This is a genomic window from Micromonospora sp. NPDC085948 (assembly GCF_040686315.1).
Taxonomy (GTDB): Bacteria; Actinomycetota; Actinomycetes; order Mycobacteriales; family Micromonosporaceae; genus Micromonospora.
This window is the reverse complement of record NZ_JBFBJW010000024.1, coordinates 1-17376: the sequence shown is the minus strand read 5'-3', so window position 1 is coordinate 17376 and position 17376 is coordinate 1. Positions and strand designations below refer to the sequence as shown.

17 protein-coding genes, 1 tRNA gene and 2 pseudogenes are annotated in these 17376 nt (G+C 67.9%); 8 read left to right on the top strand and 12 right to left on the bottom strand.

Going from position 1 to position 17376, the window contains the following annotated elements; translation table 11 throughout:
• The first annotated feature begins 103 nt into the window (after positions 1–103).
• From cmk to AB0O48_RS33920, 3 genes are all read left to right on the top strand, one after another.
• Complete coding sequence (cmk, locus tag AB0O48_RS33930) at positions 104–784, top strand: (d)CMP kinase (RefSeq protein ID WP_357255826.1); 681 nt, start codon at positions 104–106, stop codon at positions 782–784.
• A gap of 76 nt (positions 785–860) precedes the next feature.
• Positions 861–2237 (top strand): ribosome biogenesis GTPase Der, encoded by a 1377-nt coding sequence (gene der / locus AB0O48_RS33925; RefSeq protein ID WP_357255867.1) that lies wholly within the window; start codon positions 861–863, stop codon positions 2235–2237.
• A 194-nt stretch (positions 2238–2431) separates the two neighbouring features.
• Positions 2432–2505 (top strand) — tRNA-Pro (locus AB0O48_RS33920).
• An 87-nt stretch (positions 2506–2592) separates the two neighbouring features.
• On the opposite strand, the gene AB0O48_RS33915 is transcribed toward AB0O48_RS33920, so the two are convergent.
• The 4 genes and pseudogenes from AB0O48_RS33915 to AB0O48_RS33900 all read right to left on the bottom strand — a co-directional run bounded on the left by AB0O48_RS33915 (position 2593) and on the right by AB0O48_RS33900 (position 5930).
• The gene (locus AB0O48_RS33915; protein ID WP_357255824.1) at positions 2593–3825 is read right to left on the bottom strand and encodes a tyrosine-type recombinase/integrase; all 1233 of its coding nucleotides are present in this window, start codon (positions 3823–3825) and stop codon (positions 2593–2595) included.
• 4 nt (positions 3826–3829) lie between these two features.
• Positions 3830–4039, bottom strand: coding sequence for a helix-turn-helix domain-containing protein (locus tag AB0O48_RS33910; protein WP_357255822.1), 210 nt, complete (start codon positions 4037–4039; stop codon positions 3830–3832).
• A complete protein-coding gene (locus tag AB0O48_RS33905; RefSeq protein WP_357255820.1) occupies positions 4036–5280 on the bottom strand; it encodes a DNA methyltransferase in 1245 nt (414 codons plus the stop codon). Before AB0O48_RS33905 ends, AB0O48_RS33910 begins: the two co-directional genes overlap by 4 nt.
• Positions 5273–5930 (bottom strand): annotated as a pseudogene (locus tag AB0O48_RS33900) (hypothetical protein). Before AB0O48_RS33900 ends, AB0O48_RS33905 begins: the two are co-directional and overlap by 8 nt.
• A 65-nt stretch (positions 5931–5995) precedes the next feature.
• Here AB0O48_RS33900 and AB0O48_RS33895 point away from each other — a divergent pair.
• The gene (locus AB0O48_RS33895; protein ID WP_357255819.1) at positions 5996–6157 is read left to right on the top strand and encodes a hypothetical protein; all 162 of its coding nucleotides are present in this window, start codon (positions 5996–5998) and stop codon (positions 6155–6157) included.
• Positions 6158–6342: 185 nt separating this feature from the next.
• Positions 6343–6798 carry a hypothetical protein gene (locus AB0O48_RS33890; protein ID WP_357255817.1) on the top strand — a complete coding sequence of 152 codons (456 nt, stop codon included), beginning with the start codon at positions 6343–6345 and terminating at the stop codon, positions 6796–6798.
• A gap of 134 nt (positions 6799–6932) precedes the next feature.
• On the opposite strand, the gene AB0O48_RS33885 is transcribed toward AB0O48_RS33890, so the two are convergent.
• From AB0O48_RS33885 to AB0O48_RS33865, 5 genes are all read right to left on the bottom strand, one after another.
• Entirely contained in the window at positions 6933–7352 is a 420-nt protein-coding gene (locus AB0O48_RS33885; RefSeq protein WP_357255815.1) for a DUF6334 family protein, read from the bottom strand.
• A gap of 74 nt (positions 7353–7426) precedes the next feature.
• On the bottom strand, positions 7427–8089 hold the full coding sequence (locus AB0O48_RS33880) for a hypothetical protein (protein ID WP_357255813.1): 663 nt from the start codon (positions 8087–8089) through the stop codon (positions 7427–7429).
• Positions 8029–8637, bottom strand: a complete 609-nt coding sequence (locus AB0O48_RS33875) for a hypothetical protein (RefSeq protein WP_357255811.1) — start codon at positions 8635–8637, stop codon at positions 8029–8031. The genes AB0O48_RS33880 and AB0O48_RS33875 overlap by 61 nt, the downstream gene beginning before the upstream one ends.
• A gap of 114 nt (positions 8638–8751) precedes the next feature.
• Positions 8752–9237: a hypothetical protein gene (locus tag AB0O48_RS33870; RefSeq protein ID WP_357255809.1), complete on the bottom strand. Its 486-nt coding sequence runs from the start codon at positions 9235–9237 to the stop codon at positions 8752–8754.
• 42 nt (positions 9238–9279) lie between these two features.
• Positions 9280–9735, bottom strand: a complete 456-nt coding sequence (locus tag AB0O48_RS33865) for a nuclear transport factor 2 family protein (protein ID WP_357255807.1) — start codon at positions 9733–9735, stop codon at positions 9280–9282.
• A 338-nt stretch (positions 9736–10073) separates the two neighbouring features.
• On the opposite strand from AB0O48_RS33865, the pseudogene AB0O48_RS33860 reads away from it, so the two are divergent.
• Positions 10074–11265, top strand: a pseudogene (locus AB0O48_RS33860) (helix-turn-helix transcriptional regulator).
• A gap of 141 nt (positions 11266–11406) precedes the next feature.
• Here the strand turns inward: AB0O48_RS33860 and AB0O48_RS33855 are convergent.
• A complete protein-coding gene (locus AB0O48_RS33855; RefSeq protein ID WP_365069998.1) occupies positions 11407–12405 on the bottom strand; it encodes an IS481 family transposase in 999 nt (332 codons plus the stop codon).
• 159 nt (positions 12406–12564) lie between these two features.
• Here AB0O48_RS33855 and AB0O48_RS33850 point away from each other — a divergent pair, with 159 nt between their 5' ends.
• Positions 12565–13149: a hypothetical protein gene (locus tag AB0O48_RS33850; protein ID WP_357255803.1), complete on the top strand. Its 585-nt coding sequence runs from the start codon at positions 12565–12567 to the stop codon at positions 13147–13149.
• Between the two features lie 616 nt (positions 13150–13765).
• Here AB0O48_RS33850 and AB0O48_RS33845 read toward each other — a convergent pair.
• Positions 13766–14371: an SGNH/GDSL hydrolase family protein gene (locus AB0O48_RS33845; protein ID WP_357255801.1), complete on the bottom strand. Its 606-nt coding sequence runs from the start codon at positions 14369–14371 to the stop codon at positions 13766–13768.
• Between the two features lie 272 nt (positions 14372–14643).
• On the opposite strand from AB0O48_RS33845, the gene AB0O48_RS33840 reads away from it, so the two are divergent.
• Complete coding sequence (locus tag AB0O48_RS33840; RefSeq protein ID WP_357255799.1) at positions 14644–15960, top strand: ISL3 family transposase; 1317 nt, start codon at positions 14644–14646, stop codon at positions 15958–15960.
• Here the strand turns inward: AB0O48_RS33840 and AB0O48_RS33835 are convergent.
• Positions 15904–16617: a hypothetical protein gene (locus AB0O48_RS33835; RefSeq protein ID WP_357255797.1), complete on the bottom strand. Its 714-nt coding sequence runs from the start codon at positions 16615–16617 to the stop codon at positions 15904–15906. The genes AB0O48_RS33840 and AB0O48_RS33835 overlap by 57 nt on opposite strands.
• Positions 16618–17376: the final 759 nt, after the last annotated feature.

Genomic DNA, 17376 nt, shown 5'->3' with positions numbered 1-17376 from the left:
GCGGGTCCGCCACGGACCGCGGGCATGATTGATGACGATTGACCAACCGCTTGCGGCGCCAGATCACCGGGCGATCCGTGAGGTACGGGCTGAGGAGGACACGGTGGAGGAAAACGTACGGGCCAGGCGATGTGTGGTCGCTGTGGACGGGCCGTCCGGTTCGGGTAAGTCCACCGTGTCGCGGCGGCTCGCCGTCGCGATCGGTGCGCGCTACCTGGACACCGGAGCGATGTACCGGGCGATCACGTTGGCCGTGCTGCGCTCCGGCGTGGACCTCACCGACGCCGCGTCGGTGGCCAAGGTCGCCGGCGACGTCAAGCTGCACATCGGCACCCACCCGCAGGGGTACGCCGTGACCGTCGACGGCGTGGGCGTGGACGCCGACATCCGCGGCCCGGAGGTGACCGGCGCGGTTTCGGCCGTCGCCGCCGTGCCGGCTGTCCGTGAGCTGCTCGTCACCCGGCAGCGCGAGATGATCGCCAACGTTGGCCGGATCGTCGTCGAGGGTCGGGACATCGGCTCGGTCGTCGCGCCGGACGCGGACCTGAAGGTGTTCCTGACCGCCTCCGAGGCGGCCCGTGCCGCCCGGCGCAGCGCCGAGGACGCCGCTGACCTGGCGGCCACCGCGGCCGACCTGGCCCGTCGGGATCGGCTCGACTCGACCCGCAAGGTCAATCCGCTGGCGCAGGCACCCGACGCGGTGGTGCTGGACACCACCGAGCTGGGCATCGACGAGGTCGTGGCGCGGTTGCGCGAGCTGCTCACGGAGCGGGGCGTGGCATGAGTAGCGCGATTGGGTCTCAGGTCGGTCCGGAGCGCAGCGGAGGAGCGGCGTGAGCGAGGGTGCGGGATGGGTCGAGCTGCGTGAGCCCGACGTCGCCGTCGAGGAACCGAGCGGCCCGCAGCCGGTGGTGGCCGTGGTCGGCCGCCCCAACGTGGGCAAGTCGACACTTGTCAACCGGATCATCGGCCGCCGGCAGGCGGTCGTCGAGGACGTCCCGGGCGTGACCCGCGACCGGGTGCCGTACGACGCGCAGTGGAACGGCCGGGCGTTCACCGTGGTGGACACCGGTGGCTGGGAACCGGACGCGAAGGACCGCGCCGCGGCCATCGCGGCGCAGGCCGAGACCGCCGTCGTCACCGCCGACGTGGTGCTCTTCGTGGTCGACGCGATGGTGGGCTCCACCGACGTGGACGAGGCCGCGGTGAAGATGCTGCGGCGCAGCGCCAAGCCGGTGATCCTGATCGCGAACAAGGCCGACAACACCGCCATCGAGATGGAGGCCACGTCGCTGTGGTCACTCGGCCTCGGTGAGCCGTTCCCGATCTCCGCGCTGCACGGGCGCGGCTCCGGCGACCTGCTGGACGCCATCCTCGCCGCGCTGCCGGAAGCCCCGGCGATCGTGGAGAACCGGCCGCGTGGACCCCGCCGGGTGGCACTTGTCGGGCGGCCGAACGTGGGCAAGTCGAGCCTGCTCAACCGGTTCTCCGGCGAGGACCGGGCGGTCGTCGACTCGGTGGCGGGCACCACTGTGGACCCGGTGGACAGCCTGGTCGAGATCGGCGGTCAGACCTGGCAACTGGTCGACACGGCCGGGCTGCGCAAGCGGGTCGGTAAGGCCAGCGGCACCGAGTACTACGCCAGCCTGCGCACCGCCGGCGCGATCGAGGCCGCCGAGGTGGCCGTGGTGTTGCTGGACTCCAGCGAGCCGATCAGTGAGCAGGACCAGCGGATCCTGTCGATGGTCACCGAAGCCGGTCGGGCGATGGTCATCGCGTTCAACAAGTGGGACCTGGTCGACGCCGACCGCCGGTACTACCTGGACAAGGAGATCGACCGGGAACTGCGTCGCATCCCCTGGGCGATCCGCCTGAACCTGTCCGCGATGACCGGCCGTGCCGTGGACAAGCTGGCCCCGGCCCTGAACAAGGCGCTGGCCAGCTGGGAAACCCGGGTGCCGACCGCGCAGCTCAACCAGTGGTTGACCGCGCTGGTGCAGGCCACCCCGCACCCGGTGCGTGGCGGTCGCGCGCCGCGGATCCTGTTCGCGACGCAGGCCGGCGTGGCGCCACCGCGGTTCGTGCTCTTCACCACCGGCCCGCTCGACGCCGGCTACCAGCGCTTCGTCGAGCGCAAGCTCCGCGAGGAGTTCGGGTACGAGGGCAGCCCCATCGAGATCTCGGTCCGCCCGCGCAAGAAGCTCGGCCCCGGCGGCCGAGGCAAGGCGCACGGCTGACCCGTTCTTGTTCTCCCGAAATGCCGGATGGGTGGTACTCGCCCATCCGGCATTTCTTCCACCCCACCCTCCTAGGACGCTGTAGGGGTTGTGCGGTGGTTCGGTCACCTCGCAACGCGGGTGGGGCCTGTGCGGAGGGCCTGGGGCAGCTGCGCTAAGCTGTACCGGCTGCCGCGGGGGAAACCGCGCGGGGGCGGGACGTAGCGCAGCTTGGTAGCGCACTTGACTGGGGGTCAAGGGGTCGTCGGTTCGAATCCGGCCGTCCCGACAGACAAAAAGCCCTGACCAGCGGAAACGTTGGTCAGGGCTTTAAGTTTGTCTATGGGGTTTTGAACCGTCCCCGAAAACTCCCCATTTACCGGGGTCGGCAACCAGGTTCGTCATCCCTGCGCGTCGGCAGTGCGGGTGTGGGACGTCGTTCGCGGTCGGTGCCGAGTCGCTCGAGGATGTCGGAGACGTCTGGGGCTTGGGCGGGCTTGGCGATGTAGTACGTGGCGGTGACCTCCTCGCTGGAGTGTCCAAGCTGTGCTGCGGCGCTTTTCGTGTCGGTCTCTTCCTTGATGAGGGTGGCGACGGTCTTGCGGAAGGTGTGGGGGGTGACCCGGGCGAGGTCGGTGTCGGCGCGTGCCTCACGCCACTGACGGCGGACGTTGTTGGGGGATAGCCAGGTGCCGCGTCGGGAGGTGAAGATCGCGTCGTGGGGGTTGTCGGCGGCGACGAGTTTGCGGGCCATGATCATTCCGACGGCGAAGCTGGGCAGGACGACCATCCGCCAGCCGGCGTCGCTCTTGGTCCAGGGTTGGCGGAAGAAGCCCTGGCCTTTGATGAAGACGAGCGTGCCGCAGATGGTGAGGGTGGGGCGTTCGGCGGCGAGGTCGAGGTCCTCCCATCGCAGGGCAAGGATCTCGCCGATGCGGGCGCCGGCGGCGAGCATCAGGTCGACGATGTCCGCCAGATCGCCGCTGTGCCGTGGTCCAGGCTTTCCGGGGATCGGTCGCTGCCAGTCGCGGATGGCCGTGCGGACGGCCTGGAGGTTCTCGTCGGTGAGGGCGACGACCGTGCGGCGGGGTTTGCGGAGCCGGCTGGTGTCGCGTACGGGGTTGGTGGGGATCGCGCCGTGGCGAACGGCCAGGGCGAACATCTGGCTCAGGACGACTTTCGCGCCTTTGGCTGCCGAGGGATGGTCCTTGGCGATGTCGCGCAGGAACCGATCCAGGCGCCCGACGCTGACTTCTCTAATTCGGAGGTTTCCCAGGGCGGGCAGGATCGCGTTCCGAATGCTGGTCTGGTATCGCTGGATGGTCTGTGGTGCGATCCGCTCCTCGGCGGTGATCTCTTCGATCCACAGGTCGGTGAGTTTGTTGATGTGGGTCTCGCGGGTGATCTCGTCGTCGTTGGGGGTGGCACGGTCACGTAGCTTGACCTTCAGCGCTCGTTCGGCGGCCGGGTCGGTGGTGCCGGTGGCCTCGATGTCGCGGGTCTTGCCGTCGTAGTCGCGGAACCGTGCTCGTGCGCGGAACCGATTGGGTCCGAGTTTCTGGGTGCGGATCTTGCCCCAGGTGCCGAGGGGCAATTCAGGTCGGGCCATGGGGTCAGCGCTCCGCGTCGGTGTGGTCGTCGAGCCAGCGTTCGACTTCGCTGCGCCGGTAGCGCAGGGTGTTGCCGACGCGGATGGCGCGGGGTCCCTTGCCTCGGCTGTGCCAGGCGTAGAGGGTGTTCTTCGGCTTGCCCAACCAGGTCGCGACGTCATCGATGGTCAGGAGAGGGTCGGGTCGCCACTCGGCTGCCGTCGGGGTGTTCATTGCCGGCCCGGAGCAGTAGGTGAACCGAGTGGTGGGCGTGGCCCGTCGGGGTCGCTTGACCGCCGGTGGGCGGTGGGGTCGGGCCGTACGTCCCCTGGCGTGGGGTGCGGATAGGGCGGGCACGGATCGGATGTCCTTTCACCATCCCGGTCCGGGTGGGACCGGGGATCGATGGCGCTGCCGCCAGGACTGGCGTTTCCGGGGGGCATCACTTGTGCACGTCGATCCACGCGGTGCGGGGCGAAGTCATCAAGCCGGTCAGCGTGCGCCGTGGTGCGCGCTGACCTGCTCTCGGCGTCGTGTGGGACGGAGATCGCCGGGGCTCTCAGGACCAGCACGTCCTCGTGCTGGACGAGCCATTGCGGGTCACCGCTGGCGATGGCGTCGCGGACGTTCTTCTGCTGAAAGAACGAGGCCCGAGGGATGATCACGCCTTCGCGGACGCCGCATATGAGGGCGATGCACTCCTCGACCAGTTCGAGGCCGGCGTTGATGCCGGCGGCGGCGACCAGGCCGGGGATGTCGATGAGTTCGCCGTGGCGGCGGTAGGGCCGGGCGGTGACGACGACATGCCCGCCGCGCCGTAGCAGAGCCCGGCAGCCGGCAAGGATCGCGGTGAATCCGTCGGCGAGTTGGCCGTGGCTGCGGTAGGCGAGGTTGTCGACGCCGCCGTACTTGTGGTTGATCTTGCGGACCTTGCCGCGTCTCGCGCCAGGGGTGCGGACGTGACCGTGGGTGGACGACCCGTAGGGCGGCGAGGTGATCACGAGGGAGACCTGGCCGTGCAGGCTGGCCGGCAGCAGTGCCGGAAGCGCGGTCGCGTCCCCGTGGTAGATCTCGCCCCGGCCCGGCGCCCCGGCCTGAAGGGTGTGGCGGATGTTGTCGGCGGCCTTGGCGACCCATTCGGCTTCGTACTCGACGCCGACGCCGTGGCGGCCGAGGTGCATGGCTTCGATGATGGTGGTGCCGATGCCGGCCATGGGGTCGAGGACCACGTCACCGGGGTTGGTGTAGGTGCGGATGGCGTAGCGGGCAATGGTCGGCAGCATCTTGCCGGGGTGCGTCAACGACTCCGGGGTGTATCGGCCGCGCCGCAGGTCCCGCGACGCGGTTTGACCGGTGAGCCAGACCGAACCGAGGTAGCCCTCGGCGAGCAGTGCTGCCAGGTGGGACGCGCTGGGGTGCGGCGTTTCGGAGTCGTGGGGGTCGCCGATGTGGGACGGCGGACGGGACTCAGGCATGGGCGCTCTCCTCGCCGGTGGCGGTGGTCCCGAGCACGACCAGATCCCGGAACGTCGGAAGGTGGCGGCCAGCGAGCAGGCGGCGGCCGTTGTCGGCCTCGTCGGGGTGTTCCGGGGCGGTGCGTGGCTCGTGCTCGGGCAGTGGGACGACAACAGTGGGAATGTGCTGTTGGTAGAAGAAACCGACGCCGCGGGCTGCGGCGATGACCGTGGCGCGGCGGCTGAACTCACCCCGCTGAGGCTGCGAGGCGGTGAGTCCGACAAGCAGGAACCCGCCGGGGCGTAGCAGAGGCCGCCAGGATCAGGTCGGCACGTGGGCCGGGGCGCCGCATGGCGTGGCGGGTCCGGTGTTCGGGGGTGTGCGGCAGGAGCCGCACGTGCAGGCCATGGCGACCGGTGACCAGCCGGGCCGATATCCGGTCCAGGTAGGCGGTCGCAGCGATGGCGGCGGGGTGCGCGTCGAGGTCGAGCACCACGTCGCCGGCTTGGGTGTAGCGGCGGATGAGGTAGGCGAGGTGGCTCGGGGATAGCCCGTGCCAGTCTGGCACTCCCGCATGGGGCGTGCTCGGGAGGCGGGTTCGGGGAAGGAGCAGCCCGGCCGGTGCCGGCTGAGGCCGGTCACCGGGGGCGGTGGAGTTGGGCTTCGGCATGGGCGTGTGGGCCACGTCCGCCGACAAGCGCTGACACTAGGGGGATTACAAATCCGAGCCTCGGATTGGAAACCGCGCTCGCCGCCGAGCCGGGCGCTCCGCTCGACGCCGCCCAGTTGAACAAGATCTTCAACGAGTTGAACGCGCAGGTCAGACCCGTCGAGACGCCGACTGTCGACGACATCCGTCGGCGTACGGGCCAACGTGCCCAACTGGGTACGGCCTAACGTGCACAGGTCCGCCATCCTGCCGTCGATCTGGCATCAGCTTCGGCGACGCTCGGCTGTCCGAGCCGAGCCAAGATCGTGATAACTGAGGGTGACTGTTCGGCGCATGAGCCGCAGCGCGCATCGCGGCATGAGAGTGCGCTTTCGGGCCAGCCCTGTGGGCGCCGATCGCGTACCTTGCAGGCATGCCAGTGGCATCCGCCGACGCACTGCAAGCTGCGGTCGCTACCCCGCCAAATCGTCGCCTCGCAACGATTGCGTTCTCCCTAGCGCTGGTCGCCGTAGGGCTGGTCGGCGGCTTCGGGGCGGCCAAGCTTGCCGACGATCCGCACACCGCCAAGCCGGAGCTGCTCGTTGGGACGGTCACCTGGTCGAACGACCAGATCAGGTCCATCGCCTTTGAGGAAGACGAGACCTTACGGGGCCCTCTCGATGGCGACACGATCTACTCAGTAATCGCCGAAAGCTGGCAGGACGTGAGCGGGACACTGCACAACGACGGTACCTATCCAACCTGCCTGGCCGGCGAGAAGGACGACCCCGTCTCAGAGGACCGGCACCGGGTCAAGCTTGAGGTCCTACACCGAGACACAGGCGGTCAGCCACAGCACATCGTCGTCCACGTCCACTGCCTCGATTGATGGCATGAGCCCGGGCCTGCGCTTCTGGCTCTACCTCGGCCACGAGACCGACCGGGCGCCGGCTTGATCCGGTTGTCGTGACACTGCGTAGCGCGCGATCGGCGGCATGTGGGTGCGTCTCAGGACCAAGCCGTCTACGGGACCGGCACGTCTTTCGCCTGGCGGACGTGGAGGCGCGAGGCCATCGCGAGGTACTGCAACGTCGTGGTTGACGACCGTGTGCCCAGCTCGATCTGGAACGCGTCCTCGTATCCCTGCTGATTGCGAAGCACCCACCGCCAGGCGCAGGCCATGCCGAGCAGGTCGGCGTAATGCTGATCCATTCGGGTGGGCACCGCATCCGACACCCAGTGACGAAGCTGCGGCCGTTGCTGCGGATCGAAGGAAATCTCGACCGAGTCGTCGTCCGGATCAACTTCCACCTGGAGGTATCCCTCGTGGAAGCGGAATTGGACCCCCACGAGCCAGGCAGGGTCGTCCATGTGCGCCATATGGACGACCTCAGCCAGATCGGTCAACACGGAAGGCCCGCAAGGAAACACGTCATGCGCCACAGGGCGATCATGACATCGACGGCGCCGGCCGAGGTATCCGCAATTCGGCATGAGTGTGTGCATCGACGTGCTGATCAGCCCGGCGGAAAGTTCCACCGCACGGGTAGGCGGCCGTCGCACAGGGCGCAGGTGAAGTCGTCGTCCCGCACGATGTTCCGCTCGCCGCAGGCGGGGCATCGACGGAAGATGACCTGGTCGGTGAAGGTGCCGGGATGCGGTACGTCCAGGCGGTCGAGTGCCCTGGCCACTGCGGGCCAGGAGTCCGGGTCGGGGCAGTAGCCAGTCGACTGATTTGTCACCTCGGCGACGCGCCAGCCGGTCTCTGCGGGAGCGAACCTTGTCTCCCCGGCGGCGAGGACATCCTGACCCTCGGCAAGGGCGACGTGTTCGCTTCGACGAGGCGCCAGCCTGAGCATGCCGTCGAGAGCAACGACGAACGTGAAGGGCTCGATGACGTCTTCGCGATCCCGCTGGGCGAGCCAGCCGTCGAGCGAGGCAGTTGTGTCGACGGCAACGGCGTCCACGGCCGCGGTCCCCTGGCCATTCAGCTCCGCCGGACCAACGTAGCGGTACCGTCCGATCTGCCCCACCACCGGACGGTCCCACACGACGCCGGGCGGCTCCACACGTTTTGATTGCACCGCGTCGTCACGGTGGGAGGCGGGCTTCATCGCTCTCACAGATAGTCGAAGAATCGAGTCGACCAGGTCGCGTCGTCCGTCGAGACGAAGACCCATCCGTTGGGCCCGTCATACGGCGTGGCGAGGATGTGCTCGGGCACGATGAGGTAGCCGAGCCCGGTGAGCGCCGGCTCGATCCGCTGCCGGTCGTCGGGGTGCAGGTGAGGCTTCTGACCGTGCGGGCTGGAAGACCCGTAGGTGGCGAGGTCACCGAACTTGCTCACACTCACGGTCGCGGACAGCGGGATCCGTGTGCGCTTCGTGCGGCTGCGGCTGGCCTCGGCGGGAATCCAGATGCTGCCGAAACAGGCGGAGTCCTGGGCCAGCCCCGAATCGCACGGGCAACCGTAGGCCTCGCTCAACCGCTCGGCGAGCCGGTCGAACCGGGCCTGGGCCGCAGCGTGGTCGAAGTGCCGTGGCACCTCGATGCCATCACCTTCACCTCGCGCCACCCGCTCGTCCAACGCCACCCGCATCGGCTCCGGCATGGCCCCCTCCACCAAGGCCCGCAGGATCGACTCCGGCCCGATGAGGGCCGTCACCGGCGCAACCGGCTCGTCCAGCGCCCGGAGCTTCGACCACCAATCCGCGTCGGTCAGTGTCACGCGTGCACATTAAGCCGGCAGGCTGCGGGGTAACCAGCTGTTTGTGCCGGAGCGGCTGGACGCCAAGAACTCGTCGTCATGCACGCCGGAATCACGTACCTGTGCGAGTACGTGTCAGCTGGGCTGTGCCTGGTCGACCAGCGCCTGCCCGAGTCCTTCGAGGAGTTTCTTACTGAAGGCACTCTCAAGGTCGGGCGTGACGGCCGTGACGAGGGAAAGCCCGGCAGCGACCAACGTGGCCGGATACGGGCGGAAGCCGAACTCGCCGCCGTAGGGATCGCCTTTGAGCTGGATCTCGACCACGGGTCGAGCGGCGGGCCGATACAGGATCGCGAATGGTCCCTCTTCGTGCTCCATGAGGCGGTAGCCGACCTCGTCCCATCGCTCTTCCATCCGGGTGTCGCGAGCGACGAGGATCTCACCCATGCCGATCGGCACGTTCGTGCGCACCGCCGGCCAGGGCAGGAAACGCTCCCCGTCCGCCCCAGTCATAGCCACCACCATGTCGGGCCAGCGGCGATGAAGATCGTCCAGCATCATCCGGACGGCGGCCGCCACTGGTGCGCCGGTGACGAACACAGTGTCGGAACCCGTGATCATCGCTCTCCGTTGACAGTGGATGGAATCGCCGAGGCTGCCCACTCACTCGGGCATGGTGGTGCTTTCCTGCGGACAAAGCGCGGTCAGCAGACTGTCGAGTTGACCCCAGGCCCGCGCACTGGAGATGTGGTCGATGTAGTCACGGGACTCGATGATGAGCCCGTCGCGGATACGCAGCACGAAGACACACGGCACTCGGAACGTCTCGCCTGTCTCGTCGACCCGCCCCTGATAGGCGAACTCGGCGACGATCACCTCTGGGTCGGCGGTCTCATGAATCGTCACGTCGACCGGCTGACGCTTCAGCGTCCGGGCGACCGGAGGCGGCGCGGTGAAGTGCTCGTGCAGCTCACTGCGGCTGAGCAGCGCAGGCGGGTCGAGCGGGTGGAACGGATGCGTGACATGGGTTTCTTCGGCGTACAGGTCAGCCAAGTCTTCGTACGGACCGTCGCAGACACCGTTCACCAGCCGGAGGAAGGTTTCGCGTGGGCTGCTCATGCCGGGCTTCCTTCGAATCGGTGGATGTCACCTGTGGCATGCCGAGGACTCCATCGGGGAATGGCCGGCATCCCATCGCCGGCACCCTACCGACCGCAGCCCCGATCTGACTGCCCCGAAGCGCTCCGTCGGCCGTATCGAGTGCGTTGGCATCGGCCATGAGCGTGTGCAGCGACGTGCCAGCAGGCCCCGCCGGCGGGGCGGCACCGGCGGGGCCTGGGCGACGTGTCCTGGCCCCAGGTGCGGCGGCGACGATGAGCGGTCGGCACGAACTGTGATTGCTCGATGTACCGTCCGTAGCAGTGGGTTTCGGATTCGGCGTGAGCTGTGTCTGGGTGGTGGATTGGGGCGTCGCCGTGTCGCATGTTGATCCGCGCTTCGGTGTGCAACTGCGTGCGCTTCGGGCCGAACGTGGGCTGTCGTTGCGGGCGCTGGGCCGACTTGCTCACCGAGGCAAGAGCCATCTGCACGATCTGGAGACCGGTGCGAAGGCCCCCACCCCCGAAACGGCAAGCCACCTCGACGACCTGCTGCGAGCCGGCGGGGCACTCGCCCGTCTGGTGGACGAGCCCGTCGACCACGACACCGAGGCCGGGGAGTTGCTGGCTCGGGTGCGGGGCAGCGATGTCAGTGCCGAGACGCTCGCTCGGATCGAGGCGGGGGTGGATGACCTGGCAAGCACGTACGCAACGATGCTGCCGGATGATCTGCTGCCGCTCGTGCGTCGCCAGCTGGCCTATGTGGGGCGGCTGCTCGACGGTCGCGGGACACTGGCGCAGCGCCGACGGCTCGTCGTCGCCGGTGGTTGGCTGACGGTGCTGCGGGCGACGGTGCACATTGATCTGCTGCAACAGCCCGCCGCAGGCGCTCATCTGTGTACGGCAATGGCTCTTGCCGAGCATGCTGAGCATCAGGAGATCCAGGCGTGGTGTCTGGAGACGCAGGCGTGGGACTCGCTCACCCGGGGCGACTACCGGCGAGTGCTGGACCTGTCGCGGCAGGCGCAGCGGGTGGCTCCTCGGGGTGGTTCGGCGTACATCCAGGCGACCGCCCAGGAGGCGCGGGTGTGGGCGCGGTTGGCTGACGTGCGGCGGACACGTGCGGCGCTGGATCGTCTGGAGCGGTTGACGGCGAACCTGCCGGTGCCGGAGCGGGCCGAGCACCATTACCGGTACGACCCGACGAAGGCATTGGCGTACACGGCCACCACGCTGGCATGGGCGGGGGACCCCGGCTGCCGAGCAGATGGCCCGGAGTGCCTTGGCGGATCTGGATCCGCGCGGCGATGGCGGTGAGCGGCCACGGCGCTCTGCTTCCGCCCGTCTGGATCTCGCGATGGCCCTGTCGGCCGCCGACCAGCCGGACGAGGCCAGCGTCGCCGCCGCCGCCGACGCCGTTCGGTCGGGGCGGGTGGTGTCCTCGAACTGGTGGCGGGCGCGGGAGGTGCTCCGGCGGGTCGAGCACACCGGGACGGCGGAGGTCGCGGCGTTCCGCGAGGTGTACGAGGCGTACCGACCCGTGACTCGATAGCGGACGGCACGCCCGACCAGCGGACACCCGCCTGCTTGTTCAGCGCGCATTGCGGCCATGTGAGTGCACTTCTGGCGGGGTCCCAGTCGTCGCGGGTGCAGGCCCTTGCGTCGATGGCCGCGAAGGCAGACACGTGGATAGCTAGCTGTACTGACCCGTGAGGTTGGGGACGCGGCTTGCGGGTGGTAGGCCGTTGAGTGCGGTGTGTCCGCGGTGGTGATTGTAGGAGTGGATCCAGCCGGGGAGGGCTTGTCGGCGTTCGGTCTCGCTGGTGTAGGGCTGTGCGTAGGCCCATTCGTCGAGCAGGGTGCGGTTGAACCGTTCGACTTTGCCGTTGGTCTGGGGTCGGTAGGGCCGTGTGCGCTTGTGGGTAATCCTGGCGTGGGCGAGGGTGTCGCGCCAGAGATGGGAGCGGTAGCAGGCGCCGTTGTCGGTGAGTACGCGTTTGACGGTGATGCCGGCGTTGGTGAAGAACGCGTGCGCGCGTTGCCAGAACGCCGCGGCGCTCTCGCGGGTCCCGTCGGGCAGGATTTCGGTGTAGGCGAGCCGGGAGTGGTCGTCCACGGCGTTGTGCAGGTATTGGTAGCCGAGGTTTGGTCGGTTGGTCAGTTTGCGGGGGCGGGTCGGATCGCGGTGGGCTGAACGGTTGCGGCTGCCGTCGGCGCGGCCGTGGACGCGATGGCCGCCGCCGTCAGGGATGTTGCCGAGTTTCTTAATGTCGACGTGGACCAGGTCGCCGGGGGCGTCGTGCTCGTAGCGGCGCACGTTGCGGCCGGTGGCCCGGTCCAGATGTGTCAGACGGGCCAGCCGGTAACGGGTCAGGACTCGGTGCACGGTGGCCAGGTTCAGCCCGAGCAGATAAGCAATGCGCGCTGGTCCCCATCGGCGCAGAATCCGCACTTTGATGATGCGTCGTTCGGTGCGCGTCGGGGTCTGTGTCGGGCTGTGGTGCGGGCGTGAGGGTCGGTCAGCCATCCCTGCCACGCCCTCGACGCGATAACGGTCGGCCCACCGTTTCGCGGTGGTAGGGCTGACCTGGAACCGTTCCGCAGCCCGGCGCAGCGGCCAGTCGTCGTCAACGACACAGCGAGCCAGCCGCAGCCGGCCGGTCTCGGACAAGGGTGCATTACGGTGGGGCATGAGGGCCTCCGCTGGTTCGGGGTAGGACGTCGCAATCCACACCGAACCCGAAGGCCCTCACCTATTTCAAGATCTCCCCGTCACCAACGTCCGTGGTCAGTACAGCTAGCGGTCAACGTGGGGGCGGCCATGTTGGACTGTCATGGCTATGTTGGTCTCGTGGATGTACCCGCAGTCGCCAGCGCGATCGGCCAGGTGGCCGGCGCAGTCCTAGCGATTCCCACTGCATTCGTCGCGTACTTCGCATACAGGACCGCGAAGAGTTCAGCTGATGCGACATCGACGCTAACCAAGATCGAGGAGACTCGCTTACACGCGGAACTCCGGCCGCAATTTCAAGCGACGGCGAGGCTAGTGAAAATTCCTCCGGCTCGCTCCAACATGGTTTTCGTCAGTTTGGAATTGGTCGGGCCGCTTGCCCTTCATTGTCTCGATGAAGTGGTCGTCCGCCTTTGGCCGCGTTTTGGCGTTGAGGATCCGGGCGAGCCGTACCGCCTACTTCATGGGGATACCTGGCAGCAAATCGGGCGGAATTGGTTCCACTCTGAGCGGCGCGGGTTGGGGGTCGAGATGTCGGACACATGGGTCACGGCCAAGCCGCATCATCGGCCGCCAATCAAGTTAGTCCTGGAATGCCGGTTCGGCACCCACGAGCCCTGGATTGTTCCAGTCGAGGTCAAAGAGATCGATGTGCCCACCCAGCCGATCCGCTTCCCTCCACCGGTTGATGGTCGAATCGCGTAATAGGGGCTCTTCGAAGTTAAGCGGGGTTGAGGTGTCCGAGGTGGCGTCGGGTGGCCGCGGTGCGGGTCCGTAGCCGCTGATTCAACGCGTTGCGTGGAATGGCTCAGTGTCCGCCGTGGGTCTCAGCCCGGCGACGTACCTTGCGGAGCAGGCGCGCCACCACGATACGATGGGCGCCTGAACCTATGACCAATTGCTGATAGACCCATCCGTGGACTCCTGGAAATCTCGCGTACGTTCGAGCGCTGAGCATCATTCCTTCAGGCTGTGGATCCAGGGTCAAAACCAAGGCGTACCGCGAGAATCGATGACGCCCGGTGAGCCGCACGAGACGCGCGCGTGGCTTGTGAGACCTCGAATCCGGGCCAGGTCGCGCCTTCGTCGAGAGGCGTCCCAGCGGCTTGGCGCGGCGCTGCGCCTAGCAGACAGGCGAAGATTCCCGTGCTCAGGCCTGAAGGACCTGGGAGCACTGTGGCGAGAGAACGCCATACCGCAAGCGCGGGGGCTGACACGAGCAGGCGATGTTCGTCGATGAACGGAAGGTCGTTGTCCATCACTGTCCAGTTCTGGGCGCACGAGGGGCAGGTCTCCTCCTCGTTTTGGCCACATTGAATGATCAGGAGCAAAGCTCGCCGAGGGCGAGGTGGCCTGCGACATATCGCGCCCAATGACGGTAACCGAAGGCCGAGAGGTGGAAACGGTCTTCAGCGAAGTAGTCCGGTCCTGCAGGCGGGAAATCCGGGCCTTCAGGGGGGAAATCCGCCGAGCTGATCCACGTTGCCCGCGGCCGCTCCGCACAGATCTGCTGAGAGGCCTCATCGATTGCGGCCCCGCGCTGGGCGAGGTAACGACCCAGGGTGGTCGGTAGCGACGGGAAAGCCTCGAAGGGTGGGACCCCGGTCACGACAACGTGCTCCGCGCGCTCTGTTAGATCGTCAACGATGGCAGCGAGATCATCGCCCCACTGTTCGGGGGCGCGTCGGGCGAGGACGTCGTTAGTGCCCGCGATGAGCACAGCAAGAGTCAGGTCATCGCCGAGCTGTGGTAGGAGTCGGTAGCGGATGCGGCGGGCGGTCGCAGCGTCCTGCCCGACCACTTCCCACTGGACCGGCCGGCCTGTGCGTGCGACGAGTTCACGCGCGAAGCAGCCTGGGAACCCGTTGTCATGTGTGTCAACTCCGCAGCCAGCTGCGGGCGACTCGCCCAGGACACCGATGCGCACCAGCGGTCCCGAGGCGTCCCCCACAGTTCCCGTGGTTGGGCCGGCAGCTGGGGGTGCCCCTCTGGTCACAAGGCGTACCCACAACGCCTCAGCGGCGACGACGGGCAGTAGAAGCGGGTTCACAATATCGTCTCCTCGGAGGGCGGCGAATCGCGGAACTTCGAAGTTGAGCGGGGTTCGCGGCTGACGGCGACCCGGATATAGGAGCTCGCAGCCCATCGGTGATCATCTGAGTGTCTAGATCGGACAGTCACAAGTGAAGAGCTGCGAGCATGGTCAACGATACGACCCGGCTGCTGGGCCTGGACGGCCTGGTCGCCGAGCGGGTCGAGCTGGACGCCGCGGGCGTTCCCGTGGTGGACCTGTCCACCGGTTGTGAACAGGCACGATGCTGCCCGCAGTGCGGTCAGCGGGCGGTACGCGTGAAGCAGTGGACCACGACCCGCCCGCGTGACCTGACGGTCGCCGGCAGGGCGGTGCGGCTGCGCTGGCGTAAACGCCGCTGGTACTGCGCGACACTCGCCTGCCCTCGCAAGTCGTTCACCGAGCAGGTGGCCCAGGTCCCAGCCCGCTCGCGGCTGACCGCCCGGTTGCGGCAGGCGGCCGGGGCGGCGGTCGCCGACCGCGGCCGCACGATCGTGCAAGCCGCCCGCGATCACGGCGTCTCCTGGTCGATCGTCGCCGCCGCGTTCACCGCCCATGCCGCCGCGGTGTTGCCGACCGAGCCGGAGCCGGTCGCGGTCCTCGGCATCGACGAGGTCCGCCGCGGCAAGCCGCATTGGATCTGGGACGAGCGGGCCGGATCGTGGACGGTCACCGCTGATCGGTGGCATGTCGGCTTCTGCGACCTGTCCGGTGGTCAAGGTTTGCTGGCCCAGGTCGAAGGCCGCACCACCGCTACGGTCACCGGCTGGCTCGCCGCACGTTCACCGGCCTGGCGCGAGCAGGTCACCGCGGTCGCGATCGACATGTGCACCGTGTTCAAGGCCGCGATCCGCCAGGTGTTGCCGCACGCGCTGCTGGTCGTCGACCACTTCCACGTCGTGCAACTGGCCAATCGGGCCGTCACCGAGGTCTGCCGCCGGGTCACCCTCACCCAGCGCGGACGTCGTGGCCGCAGCACCGATTCCGAATGGCGCATCCGTAACCGGCTGACTCGCTCGGCGGCCCGGATGAGCGGCAAACACGTCGACCGTCTCGCCGACATCCTCGACAACTTACCGGCCAAGATCGGCGCTCCGATCCTGACCGCGTGGAACGCGAAAGAAGACCTGCTCGACCTGCTCGCGACCGCCCGCACCCGGCCCGACCGAGAACTCGTCCACGGACTGTTGCGCCGCTTCTACAACCGCTGCGCCGCCTCTGACCTGCCCGAACTGCACCGGCTCGCCACCACGATCGAGACCTGGTGGCCGCAAATCAACGCGTTCCTGACCACCGGGATCACCAACGCCGGCTCCGAAGGAACCAACCGCGTCATCAAAACCGTCGCCCGCGACGCCTACGGCTTCCGGAATCCGGAGAATCAGCGGCTACGGACCCGTACCGCGACCACCCGACGCCACCGCGGACACCTCAACCCCGCTTAACTTCGAAGAGCCACGATAGTGCGGCGTGACGTAGCCATCGTCGATCGACGGGAAGCGCAAACCCTCCACGTACCGCAGGGTGTCGGCGGTGATCGGGGGCCGACGCAGAACGGCCAGGTTCGCCTGGTGCAACAGGACCGACTGTCCGGCCGGGCCCGGGCCGGGCTCGGGCGGCATCAGCAGGGCGGTGAGTCGCGCCAGCCCGGACGACTGCTCACCGGCCTGACGGGCGAGGTCGGCGCGCAGCGAGTCCTGCCCGGCCAGGATTGCCCAGATCAGGAACTCCCTGACGTCTGCCGCGAGCTGGAGATACAGCGTGCGGTACCGGTCGAGCGCGTCTACCACCACTTCGTCAGCCAGTTCCGGGGCAGCCAGCCAGGTGCGCCGCTCGCCGACGGCCAGCCCGGCGAAGAATGAGTGACCGGCGGCGACTGCGCGGCTCAGGTACGGCTTCAGTTCGGACCGACCCGCGAACCCGGTCGGCATTGGAATCTCCGACCGGGCCAGCACCTGCACCAGGTCTTCGCCGTCCCGATCGGTCAGCAGCCGGATCCGCTCTTCACGGGTGACCTCCAGCTCTGCCCACACCGGACCTAACCGCGCTTGCCATGCCTCGAACAGCGCTGCCCCCACGATCGCCGTGTGCGCTGCCTGCAACAGCTCGAACCTGTCGCGACCGGTCGCCCCCGACAGCCGCCCGGCGCCGGCCGCAACCAGTCCGCGTAGTAGCCGAACCGCCTCGTTCTTCTGACAGAAACACCGCGGCCTGCGCCCCGCCGAACACTGCCGGCCCTGCCGCTAGGATCACGCCGCCGAGCAGACTGTCCAGAAGGGTCAGCGCCTTCGAATCGTGCCGGCCTAGAAGACGCAGCGCGCCCTGGTAAGTGAGAGCGGGAACCATCCCCGAACTCTAAGCGCCTGCAATGATCTTGTACCCGCCCAACGTGCTTGAGAAGACCGTTCGAGGTTGGTCCGGGCCGGTCGGCCGGCGGTCCGCTGCGCAGCGCCAGGATGGTGGCAACCGTGCCGACCGCAGCCAGCAACGCACTGACGATTCCAGCGATCCACCTGGCCCCAAGCCCCGAGGCAGCAAGTTCCCGGCCAGTGGGGCGTCGACCGGGTTGGATGCGACGGCCGCACCCGGTGGCGCGACGAATGGACGGGCATTAATGTAAACAGGTATGACGTGTGACGTCGGTCTGCGTCGGTAGACGAGGCTCGAACCACCGCCGCCCACGGCACCAACCGTATCGAACTGGATCGGTCCGGCAACACAGGCTCAACCCGCCACCACCACGCTCCACCTCACCGCCGAGAGGACCCGATGAATGTGAAGAGACGCTTGCGTCGCCTGATGGCCGCCGCGGGGACCGTGCTGGTTCTCGCCCTCGGCGCCAGCATCTACGTGGTCTCGGA